This is a genomic window from Flavobacterium sp. (assembly GCF_031411595.1).
In the GTDB taxonomy this organism is placed as follows: domain Bacteria; phylum Bacteroidota; class Bacteroidia; order Flavobacteriales; family Flavobacteriaceae; genus Flavobacterium.
This window is the reverse complement of record NZ_JANOBI010000014.1, coordinates 1-19375: the sequence shown is the minus strand read 5'-3', so window position 1 is coordinate 19375 and position 19375 is coordinate 1. Positions and strand designations below refer to the sequence as shown.

At 36.7% G+C, this 19375-nt stretch carries 19 protein-coding genes and 1 tRNA gene; 13 read left to right on the top strand and 7 right to left on the bottom strand.

Annotated elements, in window-relative coordinates; all coding sequences use genetic code 11:
- The 6 genes from RMO03_RS02575 to RMO03_RS02550 form a co-directional block, all read left to right on the top strand.
- Positions 1 to 362, top strand: a 362-nt coding sequence (locus RMO03_RS02575; protein WP_309640520.1) for a sulfite exporter TauE/SafE family protein, incomplete at its 5' end; no start/stop codon positions are given.
- A 131-nt stretch (positions 363 to 493) separates the two neighbouring features.
- Positions 494 to 1906 (top strand): MBL fold metallo-hydrolase, encoded by a 1413-nt coding sequence (locus RMO03_RS02570; RefSeq protein WP_309640519.1) that lies wholly within the window; start codon positions 494 to 496, stop codon positions 1904 to 1906.
- 100 nt (positions 1907 to 2006) lie between these two features.
- Complete coding sequence (locus tag RMO03_RS02565; protein WP_309640518.1) at positions 2007 to 3149, top strand: redoxin domain-containing protein; 1143 nt, start codon at positions 2007 to 2009, stop codon at positions 3147 to 3149.
- Positions 3150 to 3308: 159 nt separating this feature from the next.
- A tRNA-Tyr gene (locus tag RMO03_RS02560) sits at positions 3309 to 3389 on the top strand.
- A 436-nt stretch (positions 3390 to 3825) separates the two neighbouring features.
- The gene (locus RMO03_RS02555) at positions 3826 to 6351 is read left to right on the top strand and encodes a PIG-L family deacetylase (RefSeq protein ID WP_309640517.1); all 2526 of its coding nucleotides are present in this window, start codon (positions 3826 to 3828) and stop codon (positions 6349 to 6351) included.
- 112 nt (positions 6352 to 6463) lie between these two features.
- Positions 6464 to 8158: a sodium:solute symporter family transporter gene (locus RMO03_RS02550; RefSeq protein ID WP_309640516.1), complete on the top strand. Its 1695-nt coding sequence runs from the start codon at positions 6464 to 6466 to the stop codon at positions 8156 to 8158.
- A 52-nt stretch (positions 8159 to 8210) separates the two neighbouring features.
- Here RMO03_RS02550 and RMO03_RS02545 read toward each other — a convergent pair whose 3' ends face one another.
- A complete protein-coding gene (locus tag RMO03_RS02545; RefSeq protein WP_309640515.1) occupies positions 8211 to 9056 on the bottom strand; it encodes a DUF2911 domain-containing protein in 846 nt (281 codons plus the stop codon).
- Positions 9057 to 9198: 142 nt separating this feature from the next.
- On the opposite strand from RMO03_RS02545, the gene RMO03_RS02540 reads away from it, so the two are divergent.
- Genes RMO03_RS02540 through RMO03_RS02530 form a run of 3 tightly spaced genes read left to right on the top strand, consistent with a single transcriptional unit; the run spans position 9199 to position 11666 of the window.
- On the top strand, positions 9199 to 9663 hold the full coding sequence (locus tag RMO03_RS02540; protein ID WP_309640514.1) for an SRPBCC family protein: 465 nt from the start codon (positions 9199 to 9201) through the stop codon (positions 9661 to 9663).
- 1 nt (position 9664) lies between these two features.
- A complete protein-coding gene (locus RMO03_RS02535) occupies positions 9665 to 10363 on the top strand; it encodes an SDR family oxidoreductase (RefSeq protein WP_309640513.1) in 699 nt (232 codons plus the stop codon).
- Between the two features lie 16 nt (positions 10364 to 10379).
- On the top strand, positions 10380 to 11666 hold the full coding sequence (locus tag RMO03_RS02530; RefSeq protein ID WP_309640512.1) for a deoxyribodipyrimidine photo-lyase: 1287 nt from the start codon (positions 10380 to 10382) through the stop codon (positions 11664 to 11666).
- On the opposite strand, the gene RMO03_RS02525 is transcribed toward RMO03_RS02530, so the two are convergent.
- The 4 genes from RMO03_RS02525 to RMO03_RS02510 are packed head-to-tail and all read right to left on the bottom strand — an operon-like array spanning position 11663 to position 14368.
- Positions 11663 to 12322: an HAD family hydrolase gene (locus RMO03_RS02525; RefSeq protein WP_309640511.1), complete on the bottom strand. Its 660-nt coding sequence runs from the start codon at positions 12320 to 12322 to the stop codon at positions 11663 to 11665. The genes RMO03_RS02530 and RMO03_RS02525 overlap by 4 nt on opposite strands.
- 37 nt (positions 12323 to 12359) lie before the next feature.
- The gene (locus tag RMO03_RS02520) at positions 12360 to 13076 is read right to left on the bottom strand and encodes a tRNA threonylcarbamoyladenosine dehydratase (RefSeq protein ID WP_309640510.1); all 717 of its coding nucleotides are present in this window, start codon (positions 13074 to 13076) and stop codon (positions 12360 to 12362) included.
- A gap of 30 nt (positions 13077 to 13106) precedes the next feature.
- A complete protein-coding gene (locus tag RMO03_RS02515) occupies positions 13107 to 13766 on the bottom strand; it encodes a TatD family hydrolase (RefSeq protein WP_309640509.1) in 660 nt (219 codons plus the stop codon).
- On the bottom strand, positions 13766 to 14368 hold the full coding sequence (locus RMO03_RS02510; RefSeq protein WP_309640508.1) for a DUF1684 domain-containing protein: 603 nt from the start codon (positions 14366 to 14368) through the stop codon (positions 13766 to 13768). The genes RMO03_RS02515 and RMO03_RS02510 overlap by 1 nt, the downstream gene beginning before the upstream one ends.
- 80 nt (positions 14369 to 14448) lie before the next feature.
- Between RMO03_RS02510 and RMO03_RS02505 the strand changes: the two genes are divergently transcribed.
- Entirely contained in the window at positions 14449 to 15669 is a 1221-nt protein-coding gene (locus RMO03_RS02505) for an MFS transporter (RefSeq protein ID WP_309640507.1), read from the top strand.
- Here the strand turns inward: RMO03_RS02505 and RMO03_RS02500 are convergent.
- Positions 15664 to 16215: a hypothetical protein gene (locus RMO03_RS02500; RefSeq protein ID WP_309640506.1), complete on the bottom strand. Its 552-nt coding sequence runs from the start codon at positions 16213 to 16215 to the stop codon at positions 15664 to 15666. The two genes, RMO03_RS02505 and RMO03_RS02500, sit on opposite strands and share 6 nt — an antisense overlap.
- A gap of 39 nt (positions 16216 to 16254) precedes the next feature.
- Here RMO03_RS02500 and RMO03_RS02495 point away from each other — a divergent pair, with 39 nt between their 5' ends.
- Positions 16255 to 16479 carry a hypothetical protein gene (locus tag RMO03_RS02495; protein ID WP_309640505.1) on the top strand — a complete coding sequence of 75 codons (225 nt, stop codon included), beginning with the start codon at positions 16255 to 16257 and terminating at the stop codon, positions 16477 to 16479.
- Positions 16480 to 16487: 8 nt separating this feature from the next.
- Here the strand turns inward: RMO03_RS02495 and RMO03_RS02490 are convergent, their stop codons facing one another.
- Positions 16488 to 16847 carry a cupin domain-containing protein gene (locus RMO03_RS02490; RefSeq protein ID WP_309640504.1) on the bottom strand — a complete coding sequence of 120 codons (360 nt, stop codon included), beginning with the start codon at positions 16845 to 16847 and terminating at the stop codon, positions 16488 to 16490.
- Between the two features lie 364 nt (positions 16848 to 17211).
- On the opposite strand from RMO03_RS02490, the gene RMO03_RS02485 reads away from it, so the two are divergent.
- Both RMO03_RS02485 and RMO03_RS02480 read left to right on the top strand, forming a co-directional pair.
- Entirely contained in the window at positions 17212 to 17580 is a 369-nt protein-coding gene (locus tag RMO03_RS02485; RefSeq protein ID WP_309640503.1) for a BlaI/MecI/CopY family transcriptional regulator, read from the top strand.
- A gap of 3 nt (positions 17581 to 17583) precedes the next feature.
- The gene (locus RMO03_RS02480; protein ID WP_309640502.1) at positions 17584 to 19341 is read left to right on the top strand and encodes a M56 family metallopeptidase; all 1758 of its coding nucleotides are present in this window, start codon (positions 17584 to 17586) and stop codon (positions 19339 to 19341) included.
- Positions 19342 to 19375: the final 34 nt, after the last annotated feature.

Below are 19375 nucleotides of genomic sequence, written 5' to 3'. Positions count from 1 at the left end.
ATTCCCTGATAGTAGTACAGGGATTTGCGGTGGGTATTGTCACCGGGCTTATTGGCGCCGGCGGCGGGTTCATGATCATTCCGGCATTGGTGTTTATGCTGAAGCTGCCAATGAAAGAAGCCATCGGCACTTCTTTGTTCATCATCGCTGCCAATTCTTTACTGGGATTTTTTAGCTCTGCCAGCCATGTTGCAGTTCACTGGTCTTTTCTTTTTACCATTGCAGCATTCGCCATTGCAGGAATTTTTATCGGCATGCGGTTATCAAAAAATGTGGACGGGGCCAAACTAAAACCTGCTTTTGGCTGGTTTGTACTGGCAATGGGCATTTACATCATGCTGAAAGAAACGGTGTTTGCCTAAGTCATTTCAAAACCTATAAGGTTTAGTAAAAGAAATTACGATGAGAAGTTTTTTGCTGAAACCTTACAGGTTTAAACCATACAGGTAAAATATTAATATCAACTTTGCAGCATCTATTAAAATAAAAAATTATGACGATAGAACAAATTTATACCGGCTGCCTTGCACAGGGAGCGTATTACATTACCAGCAATGGCGAGGCTGCCATCATAGATCCATTAAGGGAAATTCAACCATATATGGACAGGCTTGCAAAAGACAAAGTAAAACTGAAGTATATTTTTGAAACCCATTTTCATGCAGACTTTGTAAGTGGGCATGTGGACCTGAGCAGAAAAACCGGGGCACCAATTGTGTACGGGCCCAATGCAGCCTGTGAGTTTAAATGTGTATCAGCAAAAGACGAACAGGTGTTTGAACTGGGTGATATAAAAATTAAAGTACTGCATACGCCGGGACATACAATGGAAAGCACTTCGTTTTTGTTGATAGATGAAAATGGAAAAGATCATGCATTGTTCTCAGGTGACACTTTATTTATTGGTGATGTGGGCAGACCGGATTTAGCCCAAACGCTCGTTGAAGATTTAACCCAAGAAAAATTAGCTTCGTATTTGTTTGATTCCTTGCGCCATAAAATCATGCCTTTATCTGATGATTTAATTGTGTATCCAAGTCATGGTGCGGGAAGTGCTTGCGGAAAAAACATGAGCAAAGAAACTACCGATACGTTGGGCAATCAAAAGGCGACCAATTATGCACTCAGGGCTGATATGACTAAAGAAGAATTCACTAAAGAATTATTGGATGGTTTGGGTTTGCCACCGGCTTATTTTCCACAAAATGTGATGCTGAATATTCAAGGCTATGCAAGCTTGGATTCGATTATAGAAAAATCTAACAAAGCTTTAACACCACAGGAATTTGAAATGCTGGCCAACCAATCCGAAGCCGTTATTTTGGATGTACGTCATGAAGATGATTTTGTGAAAGGTCATATTCCAAATGCAATATTCATTGGCATTCAAGGCAATTTTGCGCCATGGGTTGGTGCTTTGTTAGGCAATGTCAATCAGGAAATTCTGATCGTTACACCTGAAAATAAAGAAGAAGAAACGATTACTCGATTGTCGAGAGTTGGTTTTGATCATGTGTTGGGATATCTCAAAGGCGGTATTGCAGCATGGGAACAAGCGGGTTTTGAAACGGATTCGATTGTTTCGATTTTACCCGAGCAATTTGCAAAAGAAATGACCGCCGAAAGCCTAATTGTCGATGCTAGAAAGCCAAGTGAATTTGAAGCGGAGCATGTTGAAAATGCTTTGAATATTCCATTAGACACCATCAATAGTAATTTTTCGATGGTTCCTAAAAATGATGATTTCTATTTGCATTGCGCGGGTGGTTATCGTTCTGTTATCATGGCTTCTATATTAAAATCAAGAGGATTTCATAATTTGATTAATGTAGAAAAAGGCATCGTTGGCATTCGCAATACCAATGTAAAGTTGACACACTTTGTATGTCCATCCACCATTAAATAACCCATACTTAATTATAACAAAAAAATATGACTTATAAATAGTCGTTGTTTATAATTTTAAATACTTTAGCAGACTTAATTTCAAAACTCAAAAAAAACGAATGAAAAAAATTCTTTTAGTTATTGCAGCCATTACCGTATTGATTTCTTGTAATAAAGCGGGTGAAAATGAATATATCGTTACCGGAACTATCAAAGGTATTGCTGATGGAAAATCAGTTACTTTAGAAGTTCAAGATGAAACCGGTGCATTGAAACCAATGGATACCGTAAAAATCGAAAAAGGGAAATTTACTTTCAAAGGAAATGCTAAAGAACCTGAAATGTATTTAATCAATATCGAAACCGTTCAAGGTAAAATACCATTCATTTTGGAAAATGGTGATATTGAAATGAACATCAACAAAGACAGTATCAATATCACTAAAGTGACTGGGACATACAATAATGAAGAATTAAACAGTTATAAAGACAAAGGAATCGCCATTCAGAAAAAAATGATGAAATTCCAAAAAGACAATACTGTTAAAATGACGCAAGCACAACAAACCAAAGATACTGTGGTGATGAATAGCTTGAGAAAAGAATACAGCAAATTTCAAGATGAATTTGTTAAGCAATCTGATGAATATGTTGGTTCGCACCCAAAGGCATTTATTGCTGCTTTGATTATTGAAGGTATGTTCAACCAAATGGCTCCTGATGTAACTAAAATCAAAAAGTTTTATGATGGTTTGGATAAAGAAGTAAAAGATACCAAACACGGTAAAAAAATCAAAAAACAATTAGACGAATTACTCAAACCTGTTGTGAATGTTGATAAAGTTGAAATTGGTGGTGTGGCTCCAGATTTTTCAGCACCAAATCCTCAAGGAAAAACGGTTTCTCTTAAAGAAAACATGGGAAAAGTAACTGTGATTGATTTTTGGGCATCTTGGTGCAAACCATGTCGTGCTGAAAACCCCAATATGGTAACATTGTATAAAGAATTTCATGCAAAAGGATTGAACATCATTAGTGTTTCGTTAGATGAAGACGGAACCAAGTGGAAAGAAGCTATTGCAAAAGATCAATTGACTTGGGCACAAGTTTCTAATTTAAAAAACTTTGAAGACCCGATTGCTAATTCTTATGGCATCAAATTGATTCCATCAACATTCGTATTGGATGCTTCAGGAAAAGTTGTTGCTAAAGATTTAAGAGGCGCAGAGTTGAAAGCTAAAGTGGCAGAACTTTTAAAATAATACCATTTATAATCTGAATATAAAGAAATCTCCTTATTGGGGATTTTTTTATTGTATTCAATGTCAATTCCTTAAAAATAAGTTCCGATTTAAGTTTGATATAAATTTGCAAACACCAAAACTGTTTCTATATTTGCATGCTTTTGAAACCAAAATAATGGGGAGATACTCAAGCGGCCAACGAGGGCAGACTGTAAATCTGCTGTGTGAACTTCGCAGGTTCGAATCCTGCTCTCCCCACAAAAAAATAAGAATCCAAAACAACAAGCTCGCTTGATTGTTTTGGATTCTGTTTTTTTGTGCAAGGTTTCCCCCTAGAGGATCATTTGAAAAATGAATCCTGCTAATTCCTCTAATCATTTTTATGAAACAAAGGAAACCTTGTCAAATGTTCTAATATTCCTATACCTCGCTTGATTGTTTTGGATTCTGTTTTTTTGTGCAAGGTTTCTTCTTAATAAAACCATGATGCCGTTTTATAAGTTGCATCCTACTAATTTATCAAACAAACGAAAATCTATGATTGATGATAATTGTCTAAGACACAAATCCACCTATTTTATTTTTTAATTTATGCATTCATAACCTAAAAAATAATGTTAAAGTCAAATTAAATAAAACACCCACTTTTATTTAATTACTACATTTGAAGCTATAGCTCATTAACGAATTCTCTATGCAAAAGCTTTACTTCACGATTCTTTTTCTCATTATTTTTTCTATTCCCAATAGCATTGCGCAACAGCCTCAAAAACCTGATGCGGTTGCGATTTACAATCAAATTCAAAAATTAAATTTCCTGGGTTCTGTACTTTATATCGCCGCACATCCAGACGATGAAAACACACGATTGATTTCGTATTTATCCAACGAGAAAAAAGCACGAACCGGGTATTTATCTTTAACACGAGGCGATGGCGGACAAAATTTAATCGGTCCCGAATTGCGTGAATTGTTAGGCGTGATTCGTACGCAAGAACTCATCGAAGCCCGAAAGATTGATGGTGGTGAGCAGTTCTTTTCACGCGCCAATGATTTCGGATATTCTAAAAACCCTGACGAAACACTCGCGATATGGAATAAGGAACAAGTGCTCAGCGATATCATTTATGTGATTCGAAAATTTCAACCTGATGTGATTATCAATCGTTTTGATGCAAGATCACCAGGCACTACACACGGCCATCACACATCATCTGCCATATTGAGTTTAGAAGCTTTCGACCAATCGAACAATCCTAATATCTTTCCAAATCAATTAACTTCTGTTGGTGTATGGCAACCCAAACGTGCGTTTTTCAATACTTCATGGTGGTTTTATGGCAGCAAAGAAAAATTCGAAAAAACTGATAAATCGAACTTAATGGCTTTGAGTATTGGCGTTTATTATCCATCGTTAGGGAAATCGAATCAGGAAATCGCGGCATTAAGCAGAAGTCGACACCAATCACAAGGTTTCGGAAGCACCGGAACGCGTGGCGATGAACAAGAATATTTAGAACTTCTAAAAGGAGAAACTCCACAAGACACCCGAGGCGCAGCCGAACTGAGCGAAGCTAAATCGAATATTTTTGAAGGAATCGATACGAGTTGGAATCGTGTCAAAGGCGGAAAAGCCATTGGTGATTTACTGTCGAATGTAGAGAAAAACTTCGATTTTAAAAATCCTCAAACCAGTATTCCTGATTTGGTGAAAGCGTATTCATTAATCATCAAACTAGACGACACGCATTGGAAAACCATCAAATCCGAAGAAATCAAAAAAATCATTGCTGCTTGCTCGGGCTTGTATCTTGAAGCGGTCGCAAACAATCAGGAATTGACTCCAAATGCAACATTAAAAATAAAATTAGAAGCCATCAACAGAAGTGCCGTGCCGATGCAATTGACCAGCGTTAGTACTTTTCCAACTTCCAACGCCAGCATTCCACAATCGGATTTAAAAACCAATACTTTACAGAATTTTGATTTAGAATTTAATGTACCGGAATCCATAACATACACACAACCATACTGGCTTGCTGAAAAAGGAACGGTCGGCATGTATCGCGTGGATGATCAAAACAATATTGGAAAACCTGATGTGATTCGAGAAGTTAAAGTGACTTTTAATGTTGCCATCAATGATGTTGTGATTCCTTTTGAACGCGAAGTCGTTTATAAAACGAATGATGATGTGAAAGGCGAAGTCTACAAACCGCTCGATATTGTTCCCGACGTGACAACATCGATTAAAAATAAAGTCGTGCTTTTCAACGATGGAAAAACCAAAACGATTGAAGTTAAGATCAAATCCGGAAAAGACAATATCAAAGGCGATTTGCAATTGGAATTGCCTGAAAACTGGAAACATACACCGCAATCGATTCCATTCACATTAACCAAAAAAGGCGAAGAACAAACCGTTGCATTTCAAATAACGCCGCCCAAAAATGCGGAAGAAATTACAGCGAAATGCATTGCCATTGTTGATGGAAAGCGTTTCGACAAAGAGCAATACAACATCAATTACGAACACATTGCCAAGCAACAAGTATTAAAACCTTCAGAAGCGAAATTGATTAAACTCGACATCAAAATCGGGAAAGAAAAAATCGCTTACATCATGGGCGCCGGCGATGAAGTTCCGAAATGTTTGACTCAAATGGGTTATGACGTATCGATTATCAAACCTGAAGAAATTACTGCTGAGAAACTACTCAATTTTAATGTTGTGATGACCGGAATTCGCGCTTACAATACTGTTCAAGCCTTAGCATTCAAACAAGATATTCTATTTGATTTTGTAAAATCAGGACACACGATGATTGCACAATACAACACACTTGATGATTTTGTGACACCGAATATCGCGCCGTTTCCAATGAAAGTTTCGCGCGATCGTGTTACCGAAGAAAATGCAACCGTTACTTTTTTAGCACCACAACATCCGATTTTAAATACCCCAAATACCATCACTACTAAAGACTTTGAAGGTTGGAAACAAGAGCAAGGTTTGTATTATCCGAACGAATGGGATGCGGCTTTTACACCAATTATTGCTTCGAATGACAAAGGCGAAACTCCTAAAAAAGGTGCTATTTTAGTAGCAAAATGTGGCAAAGGAAATTACATTTATACTGGATTGAGTTTTTTCAGAGAATTGCCCGAAGGTGTTTCTGGAGCATATCGATTGATGGCGAATATGATTTCATTAAAATAATACAACATGATCCAAAAACGTACCAGCTGGAAAAAAAGTTACACTTGGGTATTGATTGCCAATGCAGTCTACATTCTGCTTTTTTGTTTAATCATGCTTATATTTTCATAACATGCAACAGTTAGATTGGATTGTACTTTCAGCCACATTACTTTTCATCGTTTTTTACGGCGTATGGAAAACCAAAGGCAGCAAAAATGTGGAAGATTATATATTAGGAAACAACGAAACGCCTTGGTATGTCGTTGGGCTTTCAGTCATGGCTACCCAAGCCAGTGCGATTACTTTCCTATCAACACCGGGTCAAGCATATCATGACGGAATGGGATTCGTGCAGTTTTATTTCGGTTTGCCTTTGGCGATGGTGGTGATTTGTGTAACCTTTATTCCGATTTATCACAGGCTCAAAGTGTTTACAGCGTACGAATATTTGGAACAACGTTTCGATTTGAAAACACGTTCGTTAGCCGCCATTTTATTTCTGATTCAAAGAGGCTTGGGAACCGGTTTGACAATTTATGCACCGGCGATTATTTTGTCAGCATTGTTGGGTTGGAATTTGACTCTGATGAATATTATCATTGGCGTTTTAGTGATTATATACACTTTCGCTGGCGGAACCAAAGCCGTAAATGTCACCCAAAAACAGCAAATGTTCGTCATCATGTCGGGTATGTTTATCACCTTTTTTCTGATTCTGCATCTGCTGCCAAACGATATGACTTTTAGTAATGCGTTGCATATTGCAGGCGCCAATCACAAAATGGACATCGTTGATTTTTCTATAGATCCCGAAACGCGCTATACTTTTTGGAGCGGAATCACCGGTGGATTTTTCTTGGCACTCTCCTATTTCGGAACAGATCAATCGCAAGTTGGACGTTATTTGTCGGGGAAATCTATTCGCGAAAGTCAAATGGGATTGATTATGAATGGTTTTTTGAAAGTGCCGATGCAGTTCTTCATCTTGTTGATTGGCGTGATGGTTTTTGTTTTTTTTCAATTCAATCCGGTGCCTTTGAATTTCAATCCGAACAACAAAGTGATTATTGAGCATTCAAAATACAAAGACGAATATCATACTTTAGAACAAAAACTCAGCAAATTATCGGAAGAGAAAAAAGAAATCAACCTGATTTACATCGACCATTTGAATCAGAATTATGACAATCCGATTTTGAGAAAAGAATTGGTAGCCATTTCAAATAAAGAAAACGATTTGCGAGATCAGGCGCGCGAAGTCATTACAAAAGCGGATGGTAAAGCCGAAACCAACGACAAAGATTATGTCTTCATTCATTTTATTTTGAATTATCTTCCGAAAGGGTTGATTGGTTTGTTACTCGCAGTGATACTTTCAGCCGCCATGTCATCAACGGCTTCGGGAATTAACGCTTTGGCTTCGACGACTGCGATTGATATATACAAACGCAATGTCAGTGGAGTAAAATCAGAAAAACATTTTGTCAACGCTACTAAATTTTTCACTTTACTTTGGGGAATCATCGCGATTTTATTTGCTTGTGTGGGTACACTTTTCGAGAATTTAATTCAACTTGTGAATATTGTCGGCTCTATATTTTACGGAACTGTTTTGGGAATATTTCTCGTTGGGTTTTACATCAAATTCGTGCAAGCAAAAGCCATATTTTGGGGCGCAGTGATCAGCCAATTGTTGATATTTTATATTTATTATTTGGATATCGTGAGTTTCCTTTGGCTTAATTTTATTGGCGCCATGTTGACTTTAATGCTTTCGATTATCCTGCAATATACTTTACCAAAAAAACGTGAAATTACTTCATAAAAAAACCGTCCCGTTATAATAACGGGACGGTTTTTTTTTAACTTAAGCTTGACTATTTCTTACTCCACTCAGCAATACTGTCGTTATTCATTTTTACATAATCATTATTTTTAGCTGTCGTTGCAGCAGCCAAAGATATTTTTGCAGTTTCAATAGCACCTTTCTTGTCGCCCAATTTCGCCTGAATTAATGATTTCTGTCTGGTATACCAAAACGGTTTGTCTTTGTTCATATCGATGGCTTTATTCACATATTCTAAAGCTTTATTCAAATCACCATTCGATTGATAGAAATATTGTGCTGATGAAAAATAATCCCCAGATGTTGGGCCTGCCAAGGCTTTATCAATACTGGCCATCGCCGTTTTTTGTGTTGGCACTTCAAATTTTAAAGTCACAAATGTTTTCTCCCATGACAATTCTAAATTGGCAAAATTGTTATCCAAATTGTTGATTCCCATCGTAAATGATTCGACGTTATTGGTCAACATTTGCGCATCAACATTGGTTGTCAGCGCTACTTTTTTAGCATCCCAATTTTCCGGAGTTCCCCAATTGTCAGTATCAGAATAGAAAATTACTTCCCAAATATCTACTTTTGGAGTCGTATATAAGGCATACTTTCCTTTTTTCAAAGTCTGGCCATTAATCACCACGTCGTCAGAAAAAGTAATTGTGGTGTTTTCATTGGCACCGGTTCTCCATAATTTTCCGTAAGGAACCAAATCACCAAAAACGGTTCTTCCTTTTTTACTCGGACGCGAATATTCAATAGTAACTTGTGTTAAACCAACCATTTGTTCTAAAGTTGATTTCGGACTTGGAGCCGGAGTTTTTACTTGGGCATTAATATTCAAAGTACTGAATACAATAGCCACTACTAACATAATTTTTTTCATAGGATTGTTGTTTTAGTTTATCCAAAAATAGTAATTCGGGTTTGAAATTCTGTTAAGAAATACTTAATTGAATAAAATTTTTGTTTAATTTTTTTGCACAATCTTTAAACAAAAATTGATACCTTTGTATGAAATTATACAGATGAAAATTTACACTAAATCCAGCAAACAAAATTTGCCAATATCCATACAAGAAGCATGGGAATTTCTATCAAATCCTAAAAACTTAAAAATAATAACACCTGATTATATGGGATTTATTATTGAATCCGGTGCAGACAAACCCATGTTCGCAGGTCAAGTGATTCAATACATAGTAACGCCGGTTTTGGGCATTAAAACCAAATGGGTTACTGAAATAACTCATGTTGAAGAAGGTCATTTTTTTGTAGATGAACAACGTTTCGGACCTTATTCGTTTTGGCATCACAAGCATTTTTTAAAAGAAATTCCAGGAGGTGTCGAAATGGAAGACGTCATCGATTATAAAATTCCAATGGGCATTATCGGGCAATTGATGCATCCGATCATTGTTAAACCCAAACTAGATGAGATTTTTGACTACCGTCACAAGAAATTAATAGCCCTTTTTGGTGAATTAAACTGATATGAAAAACATACTCCTCATAGGCGGTTCCTACGGAATTGGTCTAGCCATAGCCAAAGAATTAAACAATAACAACAACGTTTTTGTAGCGTCGAGAACTGCTGAAAATTTAAGCGATTTGAATGTAACCCACATTCCTTTTGATGCCAATTCCGATACTTTAGATGTTTCAAAATTACCCGCTGTCATTGATGGTTTGGTATATTGTCCCGGAAGTATCAACCTAAGACCATTTAAAGGATTGAAAATAGACACTTTTGAAAGTGATCTGCAAATCAATTTCTTGAATATCGTAAAAGTGATCCAAACCATTTTACCACAACTAACAGCTTCCAATCAATCGAGTATCGTATTGTTTAGCAGTGTAGCCGCCACAATGGGAATGCCTTTTCACACGAGTGTTGCTGCTGCCAAAGGTGCTGTAGAAGGTTTTGCAAAAGCACTCGCTGCCGAGTATGCTCCGAAGATTAGAGTGAATGTCATTGCGCCTTCATTAACCGATACGCCGCTCGCCGATAAGTTTTTAAACAATGAAGTCAAACAGGAGAAATCCGCAGAAAGACATCCGTTAAAACGCTTTGGTCAACCCGAAGATGTAGCGCAAATGGCCGTATTTTTACTCAGTGAAAAAGCATCGTGGATTTCAGGTCAAGTCTTGCATGTTGATGGCGGCATGTCGACATTACTAGTAAATTCGTAATTTTTAATTAAAAAAAATGACTCTATTTTGGTTTCGCCGCGATTTGCGTATTGAAGATAACAACGGTTTTTTTGAAGCTTTGAAAAATAACGCATCGGTTTTACCCATTTTTATTTTTGATGAAAGTATTTTAGAACAGCTTTCTAAAGATGATGCTCGTGTGACTTTCATTCATGAATTATTATCGAAAATTAATGCACAGTTGAAACTTCATGGAAGGTCATTGGCGGTTTTTTATGGCGAACCTTTAGCCATTTTCCAAAAGTTAGTAGCTGAAAATTCGATTGATACCCTTTACGCCAACCGCGATTACGAGCCTTATGCTAGAAAGCGCGACAAAGCAGTTTATGAATTTTTACAATCGAAGAATATCGAATTTAAAAGCTTTAAAGATCAAGTGATTTTTGAGAAAAGTGAAGTGACCAAAGACGACGGTTCGCCTTATGTTGTGTATACTCCTTATTCCAAAAAATGGAAAGAAAATTTCAAAAAAATAGTATGGGAATTTTATCCTTCAGAAAATTTGTTGAATAATGTATGTGACCATGCTTATCCGTTTTTAAACTTAAATGATATTGGTTTTGAAACATCAAAAATTAAAGTAACACCTTTTGATATTTCGAAAGATTTGCTTCAAAATTATGAGGCAACACGAAATTTTCCGGCGTTGAATAAAACATCATATCTCGGAGCACACCTTAGATTTGGCGCAGTAAGTATTCGAAAAATGATAGCCAAAGCCACTCAAGAAAGAAACGAAACTTTTTGGAATGAACTTATTTGGCGGGAATTTTTCATGCAAATTCTTTGGCATTATCCGCAAACCACCAATCAAAGTTTCAGACCAAAATACGATGCTATTCAATGGAATAATAATGAAATTGACTTTCAACATTGGTGCGAAGGTAAAACAGGTTATCCGTTTGTAGATGCTGGTATGCGTGAACTCAACGCTACCGGTCACATGCACAACCGCGTGCGTATGATTGTAGCGAGCTTTTTATGCAAACATTTGCTTATCGATTGGCGTTGGGGTGAAACTTATTTTGCACAAAAACTGCTCGATTACGAACAAGCGAGCAATGTCGGAAATTGGCAATGGGCTGCCGGCTGTGGCGTTGATGCTGCTCCGTATTTCAGAATATTCAATCCAACGGAGCAAGTCAAGAAGTTTGATAAGGATTTACAATACATCAAAAAATGGGTTCCGGAATTGGAAGAGTTAACATACCCAAAACCTATTGTAGATCATAAGTTTGCAAGGGAACGATGTCTTCGGGTTTATAAAGAAGCGGTAAATTAAACCCCAATATTGCGAATCACTTCAAAATTCAATTCATCAAAACGCTGAATTACTTGATCTGCCGTTGATAAATCTTGCATTTTCGAATGCACACTATTATAACCAATACAATAAATTCCGGCAGCATTGGCCGCTTTGATTCCATTGGTGCTGTCTTCAATCACAATACAATTTTCTCTTGGCGTTTGCGATAAAAAAGCGGCATGTTCAAAAATAGCAGGATGTGGTTTCGATTGTGGAAAATCTTCTCCCGAAACCAAATGCGTAAAATATTGATGCAAACCAAATCGATTAAAAATCCGATCAATTGTTACCTTCGCTGATGAAGAAGCCAATATCAATTGCATACCATTGCGATGCAAATCCTTTATTAATGTTTCAACACCTTCCAACAAATACAAATCTTCCTTAGAGTCGAAAGCATCATTGAAAAGATTGCGCTTCGTCTCCACCAAATGTTGAACGTCTTGCTTCAAATCATAAATTCCTTTCAATCGTTCATAAATATTTTTAGTAGAATTGCCTGTAAACGAAGCATACATTTCGGGAGAAACATCAATATTGAGTTGCTTAAAATGCTCAATATAGGCATAATGATGAACAGGTTCTGTATCGACGATGACGCCATCCATATCGAAAATTACGGTTTGTATCATAAGGTGCTAAGGTTCTGAGGCACTGAGTTACTAAGGTTTATTCTGATTTAAGTAAATGTCGAATCACTGCTTCGGCGGCATGCAAACCAAACAACGCAGGCATATAACTGTTGGTGCCGTAAAATGATTTTTTGAAATTAGAACCATCGGTCATTTTCATACTCGATTCATCTTGAATTTCAGAAGAAAAAACCACTTTGAGTTTATCGATTTTGACCGCTTTGAGTTTCTTTTTCATCGCTTTGGCCATAAAACAATTGATTGTATTGCTGATGTCGGCCACTTTCACCTTACTCGCTTCCATCTTGCCACCGGCGCCCATACTGCTGATAATTTTGACTCTTTTGCGTTTGGCAGCTGTGATTAAATTGAGTTTTGGTGTCAGACTGTCGATGCAATCCATGACATAATCATATTCCGGTGTGACGATTTCGAAAGCACGTTCGGGTGACAAAAATTCCTTGATTCTGGTGAGTTGCAATTCAGGATTAATATCCATCAATCGATCGCCAACAACATCAATTTTAGGCATTCCAACGGTCGAATGCAAAGCAGGCAATTGTCTGTTGATGTTTGTAATATCAACCACATCGCCATCAACAATCGTCATTTTTCCAACGCCGGCGCGCGCAATGAATTCGGCTGCAAATGAGCCTACACCGCCTACTCCAACGATTAGAACATTCGCGTTTTTTAATTTTTCTAAACCTTCTTTTTTAAATAAAAGTTCGGCTCTTTCGGTCCATGCTGCCATTTTTTGATTTTAGATTTTAGATTGTAGATTTTAGATTATTGGATGGTTCGAGAATACTTGATTGAAATTTTCATGAATCATGTCTTTCAATGCTTCCACTTCCATGTTTTTATATTGCGCTGCCAATTTATAAACGTCGCGGATACTTTCTTCAACAGTATCCGTTTCAAGGAAAAAACGATTGTTGGGAATAGTTTCGAATACCGATTCGAGTTCCGGATTTCTGAGTAAATACTTTCCAAATGATAAATAAAAACCATTGTCGAGCAATTGTTTCGCCGTTTCTATATTTTTAGAAAAGCCGTGAATGATCATAGGAACCGAAATTTTTAAGGTATTCTTGATTTCCATAACTTCTTGAAAAGCGGCTACACAATGCAAAATCACGGGTTTTTTATACCGCTCAGCCAATAACAATTGCTTTTCGAAAACCTCTATTTGTAACGCTAATGGGATTTCTATACGTTTATCTAAACCACATTCACCAACAGCCAAACAATTTTCAAATTTTAATTTAGATTCTAAAACTGACAAGTCATTTTCCAATCTGCTTTCGACAATTTGCCATGGATGAACGCCTATAGAGTAATGCGGAATCGCCACATCAAACTCGTGCGGATATTGATTCACAACCTCGAAGATATCGTGTCGGTCAGAAAATTGATGCGTATGTAAATTGATGTATTTCATTAGTCATGAAATTTTTTAACGCCGGCTAAAATCGCAACATTCAAATCATTTTCAAGCGGAACAATAGGACAAGAATACTTGTGATTGTAAGCGCAATACGGATTGTAAGCAGTATTAAAATCGATCAAAACCGTATCGTATTTTGGAAATCGCATATCAATATAACGTCCGCCAATATAACTTTCCTTGCCGCAACTCAAATCTGAAAAAGGCAGAAAAAGGTAATCTTCAAAGCCTGGTTTTTTTGCTAATTCAATATCTTGATAGACATTGAGTTTGAGTTTTTTGCCATCTATCATAAAATGCAATTCTCCATATTTTTTATATTCGGGAAGTCGTTTTGTAGACGTTTTCATTTTGAAAGCCTTTTCATTTTCTGTTTTTATGAATCTTGCTTCAATCACAAACTTATCTGAAATCGGATAGAAATCTAAACTCTTAAAATATTTCAAGTCTTTTTCCGTCAATGGACTTTCACTAGGATTTGCAAATTCTTCATTAAGTTTCTTTTGACTTGCTTGTGCCTCAGCAACGGTCCATTTTTCTTGCGCATAACCAAAAAAGCTTACACAAATAAAGAATAATAAGGCATATTTTTTCATTGTTATTTTTTATGCAAAAATAACGTAAAAGTTAATGCAAGACCAACATTGATTGTCACAAAGTTTTTACCTTTACCGACATGGTTAAAGCAGCTTTTCAACGGTATATCGACAACTTCAAAGGATTTCGTAGAGAAGTTTGGATTCTGGCCATCATTACTTTTATCAACCGTGCTGGCACGATGGTACTGCCATTTCTATCCAAATATTTAAAAGAAGATTTGGGCTTTACTTATAACGAGGTTGGTTGGATTATGGTTTGTTTCGGTTTGGGTTCGATGTTAGGCTCTTGGCTTGGCGGGAAATTATCGGACAAAATCGGGTTTTATAAAATCATGGTTTTTAGTTTATTCACCAGCGGTTTGTGCTTTTTTGTATTGCAATTTATCACATCCTTTTGGGGATTGTGCATCGGTATGTTTTTGATCATGAGTGTAGCCGATATGTTTCGACCGGCGATGTTCGTTTCGCTAACTGCTTATGCCAAACCTGAGAATCGCACACGGGCTTTGACTTTAGTTCGATTGGCTGTTAATTTAGGATTCGCTGCAGGACCGGCTTTAGGCGGATTGATTATTATGGGCATCGGTTATCAAGGTTTGTTTTGGGCTGATGGTGCTACTTGTATTATCGCCATTCTAATTTTTGCCTTATTGGTCAAAGAGAAGAAAAAACCTAAGGATGCCACGCAATCGCATTTAGAAAAAATACCGGTGGCTTCAGTTTTCAAAGACAAAATTTACTGGATTTTCCTTTTTGTGTCTTTCGCCACAGCCATGGTTTTCTTTCAAATTTTCACCACATTACCATTATACCATCACGAGCAATATAGATTGACCGAGTTTCAAACCGGGTTGATTATGACGCTCAACGGATTGCTAATCTTCTTTTTAGAAATGCCAATCGTCACCATTTTCGAACGAAAAAAAATCAACAAATTGCAAATCATATTTTGGGGTTCGACCTTGATGGCGCTGAGTTTCTTTGTGCTATTATTGAATATTTGGGCCGGCGTTTTAATCGTCAGCATCATCTTGATGACCTTTGGTGAAATGTTTATTTTCCCGTTTTCGAATTCGTTTGCTATGAGTCGATCTCCAAAAGGGCAAGAAGGAAAATATATGGCATTGTTTACGATGAGTTTTAGTTTGGCGCACATTGCGAGTTCTAAAACTGGGATGAACATCATCAGCCATTTTGGCTATCAAGTCAATTGGGTGTTTATGGGATTCGTCGGGCTCGTTGCTGTTGCATGTTGCATTTGGCTCAAAAAACTTGTTCGAGAAGAACAAAATTTATAACGAATTCCGAAGCTTTCTTTTGATTTCAATCAACGGTTCATTGGTCGTAATCAGTTGCTCGATAATAGTGTTCCTCAAAACATCGATGGGCATTTCAAAATGCTTAGCCCAACTGTCGTTTGTGAATAAATTTCGAATTTCTTTGATGATTTTTGTAGTTTCACTCGCAGTTCGAAGCATGAATATTGCTTTGAAATCAGTGCTGTCTTTGTGTTGGTATTGAACAGTTTTCGTTTCATAATCGACAGCAATAAAGTAGTGTTTTTCGGAGTCGTTGTCGCTGTAAAACGAATTCCACAAGGCAAATCCAACTTTAGTTCTTGATGCATTCGATACATTCATTCCGGCCAATCGCCATTTACAATTCGCAGCTCTGCCCCAATGGTTTGACAAACGATAAACGCCGTCATCTGTAAAATAGTAACTACTACCCGACTTGCTTTTATAATCCGGTTTTTTGTTTTCTATCGTTTCTAAATCTACTTTTTGAAAAACGCAAAAAGTATGGCGGTGAAAATTGGTTCTGTTATAGGTTTTGATAGCCATGAATTGCGTAGTTTTGCAGCAACAATAAACAAAAATACAATGTCGAAAGGAATTTACACCGGAATTATAGAAAAAGATGAGCAAGGCAATTACTTCTGCGGCGAATATCTGTTGGATTTTCAAATGGTGTTGAAAGGCTTTGTGCTGGGCGACGAAATCACAATTAAATCGGTGATTGTGAATCCGAGTGACAAATCGTATGGAACTTATCCAAAAAAATCTAGGAACTTTGCAATAGCGAACGACAAACCGGATTATAATTAATAATTCCTCTAAGCGCTTTGTTTAATAATTGTTGTAATCATTTTAAATTGTTCGTTGGCTTTAAAACAATGCAAAGTATTCACCGGAATGATGATGCTTTCTCCTAAATGGAGTATCAAATCTTTATTGTCAATCGTGACTGCCGCATTCCCATCGATGACTTGAACGTAGGTCTCATACTCTGAAAGTTTTTCGCAAAACTTTTCACCTTCATCAAAAGAAGTTACAGACAATTTTCCGTTTTTATTCTTAATGATCGTTTTGCATACAATCGAATCAGGAACATATTCTACAATTTCAAGTATAATATGCGCTTGCGATTTGGGCAATTTACTATCATTTTCTTGGTTGGTTTTTTTAGGCTTCATAATTTTTAATGAAATTTCCGATTAATTTGAATGACAGCAGTTACATAAAAAGACAAATAACTTTTATAACTTTTTGATAATGTGACGGTAAAACAAAAATCAATTATCAATTGCTCTTAAATTTTAGTTAAATAACTATTTTTGTAGTTGTGTAACTAAAAATATAGTTGTACGTTTGGTTTGCGTTAGATATGATATATAGAGGAGAACATCCAGTGGATGTTCGGTATTTCATATTGCGTTAGGGATAGTAATGGAAATCCTTTTGTGACGGTGTTCGGCACAAAAGATTGTATTGGATAGCCCGACCCTTGTGGTAACGCCCTAATAATAGAACCAAGAAAATAAAATCAAGAAAGAAAATATGCAAAAATTGACCAACAAAGAAGAAGAAATTATGCACATTTTATGGAAGCTTGAAAAGGCTTTTGTGAAAGAAGTAATGGCCGAAATTTCTGAAGAACAACCGCATTACAATACGCTTTCTACGATTGTTCGAAACCTTGAAGAGAAGGGTTTTGTGTCGCACCATGCTTTTGGAAATACACATCAATATTTTCCAATTGTGAGTAAGGAAGAATATCGCAAACGCTTTATGAATACTGCGATTGACACGTATTTTAATAGTTCGTATAAGAATATGGTGTCGCTTTTTGCGAAGGAAGAAAAGATTTCTGCAGAAGAATTGCGCGAGATTTTGGAGATGATTGAAAACGACAACTCAAAAAAATAAACTATGGAAAATCTGTTTTTTTATTTGCTGAAATCGAGTGGTTTGATGGTCATGTTTTACTTGGCTTACTATTTTTTGTTGCGCAAGGAAACGTTTTTTAGCAGCAACCGATGGTTTTTACTTTTGGGTTTGTTGACTTCAGTGATTTTGCCTTTGGTGACTTTTGAAAAAATTGTTTTGGTGGAAGCCAGTCCTAAATTATATGCTTGGAATAATAATTTACCGATGGCGACTACTACTCCAACGCAAAGTTTTGAAATCAATTGGTATTGGGTTTTGGCAGCGGTTTATGCATTGGGATTGTTGGTTTTCTTGTGTCAATTTCTGTTTGATTTTAGACATTTAAAATTGATTTTGAAAGGTAAAACGGTGCAGCAGCAAGCCGATTTTAAATACATTGATGTGGATGAAAAAGTAGCGCCTTTCTCTTATTTTAATTACATCGTTTACAATTCGACTTTATTTAATGAAACGGAACTCAACAATATTCTCGCACATGAAAAAGTGCATTGTGAGCAAATGCATTCTATCGATGTGCTGATTTCGCGGTTGTTTTGCATTGCTTTTTGGTACAATCCTGTCGTATGGTTTTATAAAAAAGCGATGTTGCAGAATTTAGAATTTATAGCCGACAGTGAAGCTTTGAAAAATATATCCGATAAAAAATCCTATCAAATCACCTTATTAAAAGTCACTACACATGAGAATTGTGTAGCCATTACCAATCCTTTTTATCAATCATTAATCAAAAAACGAATCGTTATGTTAAACAAAAATCAATCAAAAAAATGGAACTCTTGGAAGTATGCTTTGATCATTCCCATCTTAATTGGGTTTCTGTTGTATTTTCAAGTCAATGTTATCGCGCAGGAAAAGCAAGCGCCGAATAGTCCGAGCATGCTGCCTTTAAAAGATGTGGCTGTAGTTATCGATAAAAATACCACCGACGATGAACTCAAGAAAGAATCAGAGCGCCTTAAAGCGGAAGGTATTTCGTTGAAATTTTCTAAAATAAAAAGAAACAGTGCCGGTGAAATTGTCTCGATTAAAGCCGTTTATAAAGACAAAGACGGACACAGCGGAACATCGCAAATTAGTGGCGATGAGCCTATAAAACCGATTCGTTTCTTTAAGAATGACGACGGTGCTATCGGGTTTGGCAATGCAAAACAAATTCGAATTTTCAAAAAGGGAAATGCCAACAATGAAGAAAGTAACGATGTTGAACAAATAGTAGAAATCAGTTCCGATTTTGCTGAAGCTCCCGAAGCTCCTGAAACACCTGAAGCTGTTGAAGGACCGGAAGGACCGGAACCACCAGAAGCACCGGAAGCACCGATGCCTGCGGATAAAGTTCAAAAAGTGATTATTAAAAAAATCAAGGATAAAAACGGGAAAATATCGATGACAGTCAATGGCGAAAGTATTGATATTGATGTCGATAAAATTGTAGATGAAGCATTGGCCGGTATGGATTTTAATTTTCATTTTGATTCCGATGATGCAGATGAGAATGTTCAAGAGCAAATGAAAAAAGCCAAAATCCAAATTGAAAAAATGCGACCACAAATGGAGCGTGCGCGGAGAGACATCGAAAGAAGAAAACCTGAAATGGAAGATGCCAAACGCGAACTGGAAAATGCCAAAAGAGAAATGCAAGATGCCAAACGCGAAATGGAAGATGCACGAAGACAACTCGAGCAATCGAGAAAAGAACTCGAAATGCAGAAAGCAAAAATGCAATCAAAGAAAAACAAATAAGAAAATACTTTTATTTTGCGCCTTTGCGTCTTTG

What these genes read in the sequence shown, in the direction of transcription:
- RMO03_RS02505 (WP_309640507.1), top strand. Translation starts at nt 14,449, where the DNA reads ATGGTTAAAGCAGCTTTTCAACGGTATATCGACAACTTCAAAGGATTT.
- RMO03_RS02500 (WP_309640506.1), bottom strand. Translation starts at nt 16,215, where the DNA reads ATGGCTATCAAAACCTATAACAGAACCAATTTTCACCGCCATACTTTT.
- RMO03_RS02530 (WP_309640512.1), top strand. Translation starts at nt 10,380, where the DNA reads ATGACTCTATTTTGGTTTCGCCGCGATTTGCGTATTGAAGATAACAAC.
- RMO03_RS02510 (WP_309640508.1), bottom strand. Translation starts at nt 14,368, where the DNA reads ATGAAAAAATATGCCTTATTATTCTTTATTTGTGTAAGCTTTTTTGGT.
- RMO03_RS02555 (WP_309640517.1), top strand. Translation starts at nt 3,826, where the DNA reads ATGCAAAAGCTTTACTTCACGATTCTTTTTCTCATTATTTTTTCTATT.
- RMO03_RS02540 (WP_309640514.1), top strand. Translation starts at nt 9,199, where the DNA reads ATGAAAATTTACACTAAATCCAGCAAACAAAATTTGCCAATATCCATA.
- RMO03_RS02545 (WP_309640515.1), bottom strand. Translation starts at nt 9,056, where the DNA reads ATGAAAAAAATTATGTTAGTAGTGGCTATTGTATTCAGTACTTTGAAT.
- RMO03_RS02485 (WP_309640503.1), top strand. Translation starts at nt 17,212, where the DNA reads ATGCAAAAATTGACCAACAAAGAAGAAGAAATTATGCACATTTTATGG.
- RMO03_RS02495 (WP_309640505.1), top strand. Translation starts at nt 16,255, where the DNA reads ATGTCGAAAGGAATTTACACCGGAATTATAGAAAAAGATGAGCAAGGC.
- RMO03_RS02550 (WP_309640516.1), top strand. Translation starts at nt 6,464, where the DNA reads ATGCAACAGTTAGATTGGATTGTACTTTCAGCCACATTACTTTTCATC.
- RMO03_RS02520 (WP_309640510.1), bottom strand. Translation starts at nt 13,076, where the DNA reads ATGGCAGCATGGACCGAAAGAGCCGAACTTTTATTTAAAAAAGAAGGT.
- RMO03_RS02515 (WP_309640509.1), bottom strand. Translation starts at nt 13,766, where the DNA reads ATGAAATACATCAATTTACATACGCATCAATTTTCTGACCGACACGAT.
- RMO03_RS02490 (WP_309640504.1), bottom strand. Translation starts at nt 16,847, where the DNA reads ATGAAGCCTAAAAAAACCAACCAAGAAAATGATAGTAAATTGCCCAAA.
- RMO03_RS02535 (WP_309640513.1), top strand. Translation starts at nt 9,665, where the DNA reads ATGAAAAACATACTCCTCATAGGCGGTTCCTACGGAATTGGTCTAGCC.
- RMO03_RS02570 (WP_309640519.1), top strand. Translation starts at nt 494, where the DNA reads ATGACGATAGAACAAATTTATACCGGCTGCCTTGCACAGGGAGCGTAT.
- RMO03_RS02525 (WP_309640511.1), bottom strand. Translation starts at nt 12,322, where the DNA reads ATGATACAAACCGTAATTTTCGATATGGATGGCGTCATCGTCGATACA.
- RMO03_RS02480 (WP_309640502.1), top strand. Translation starts at nt 17,584, where the DNA reads ATGGAAAATCTGTTTTTTTATTTGCTGAAATCGAGTGGTTTGATGGTC.
- RMO03_RS02565 (WP_309640518.1), top strand. Translation starts at nt 2,007, where the DNA reads ATGAAAAAAATTCTTTTAGTTATTGCAGCCATTACCGTATTGATTTCT.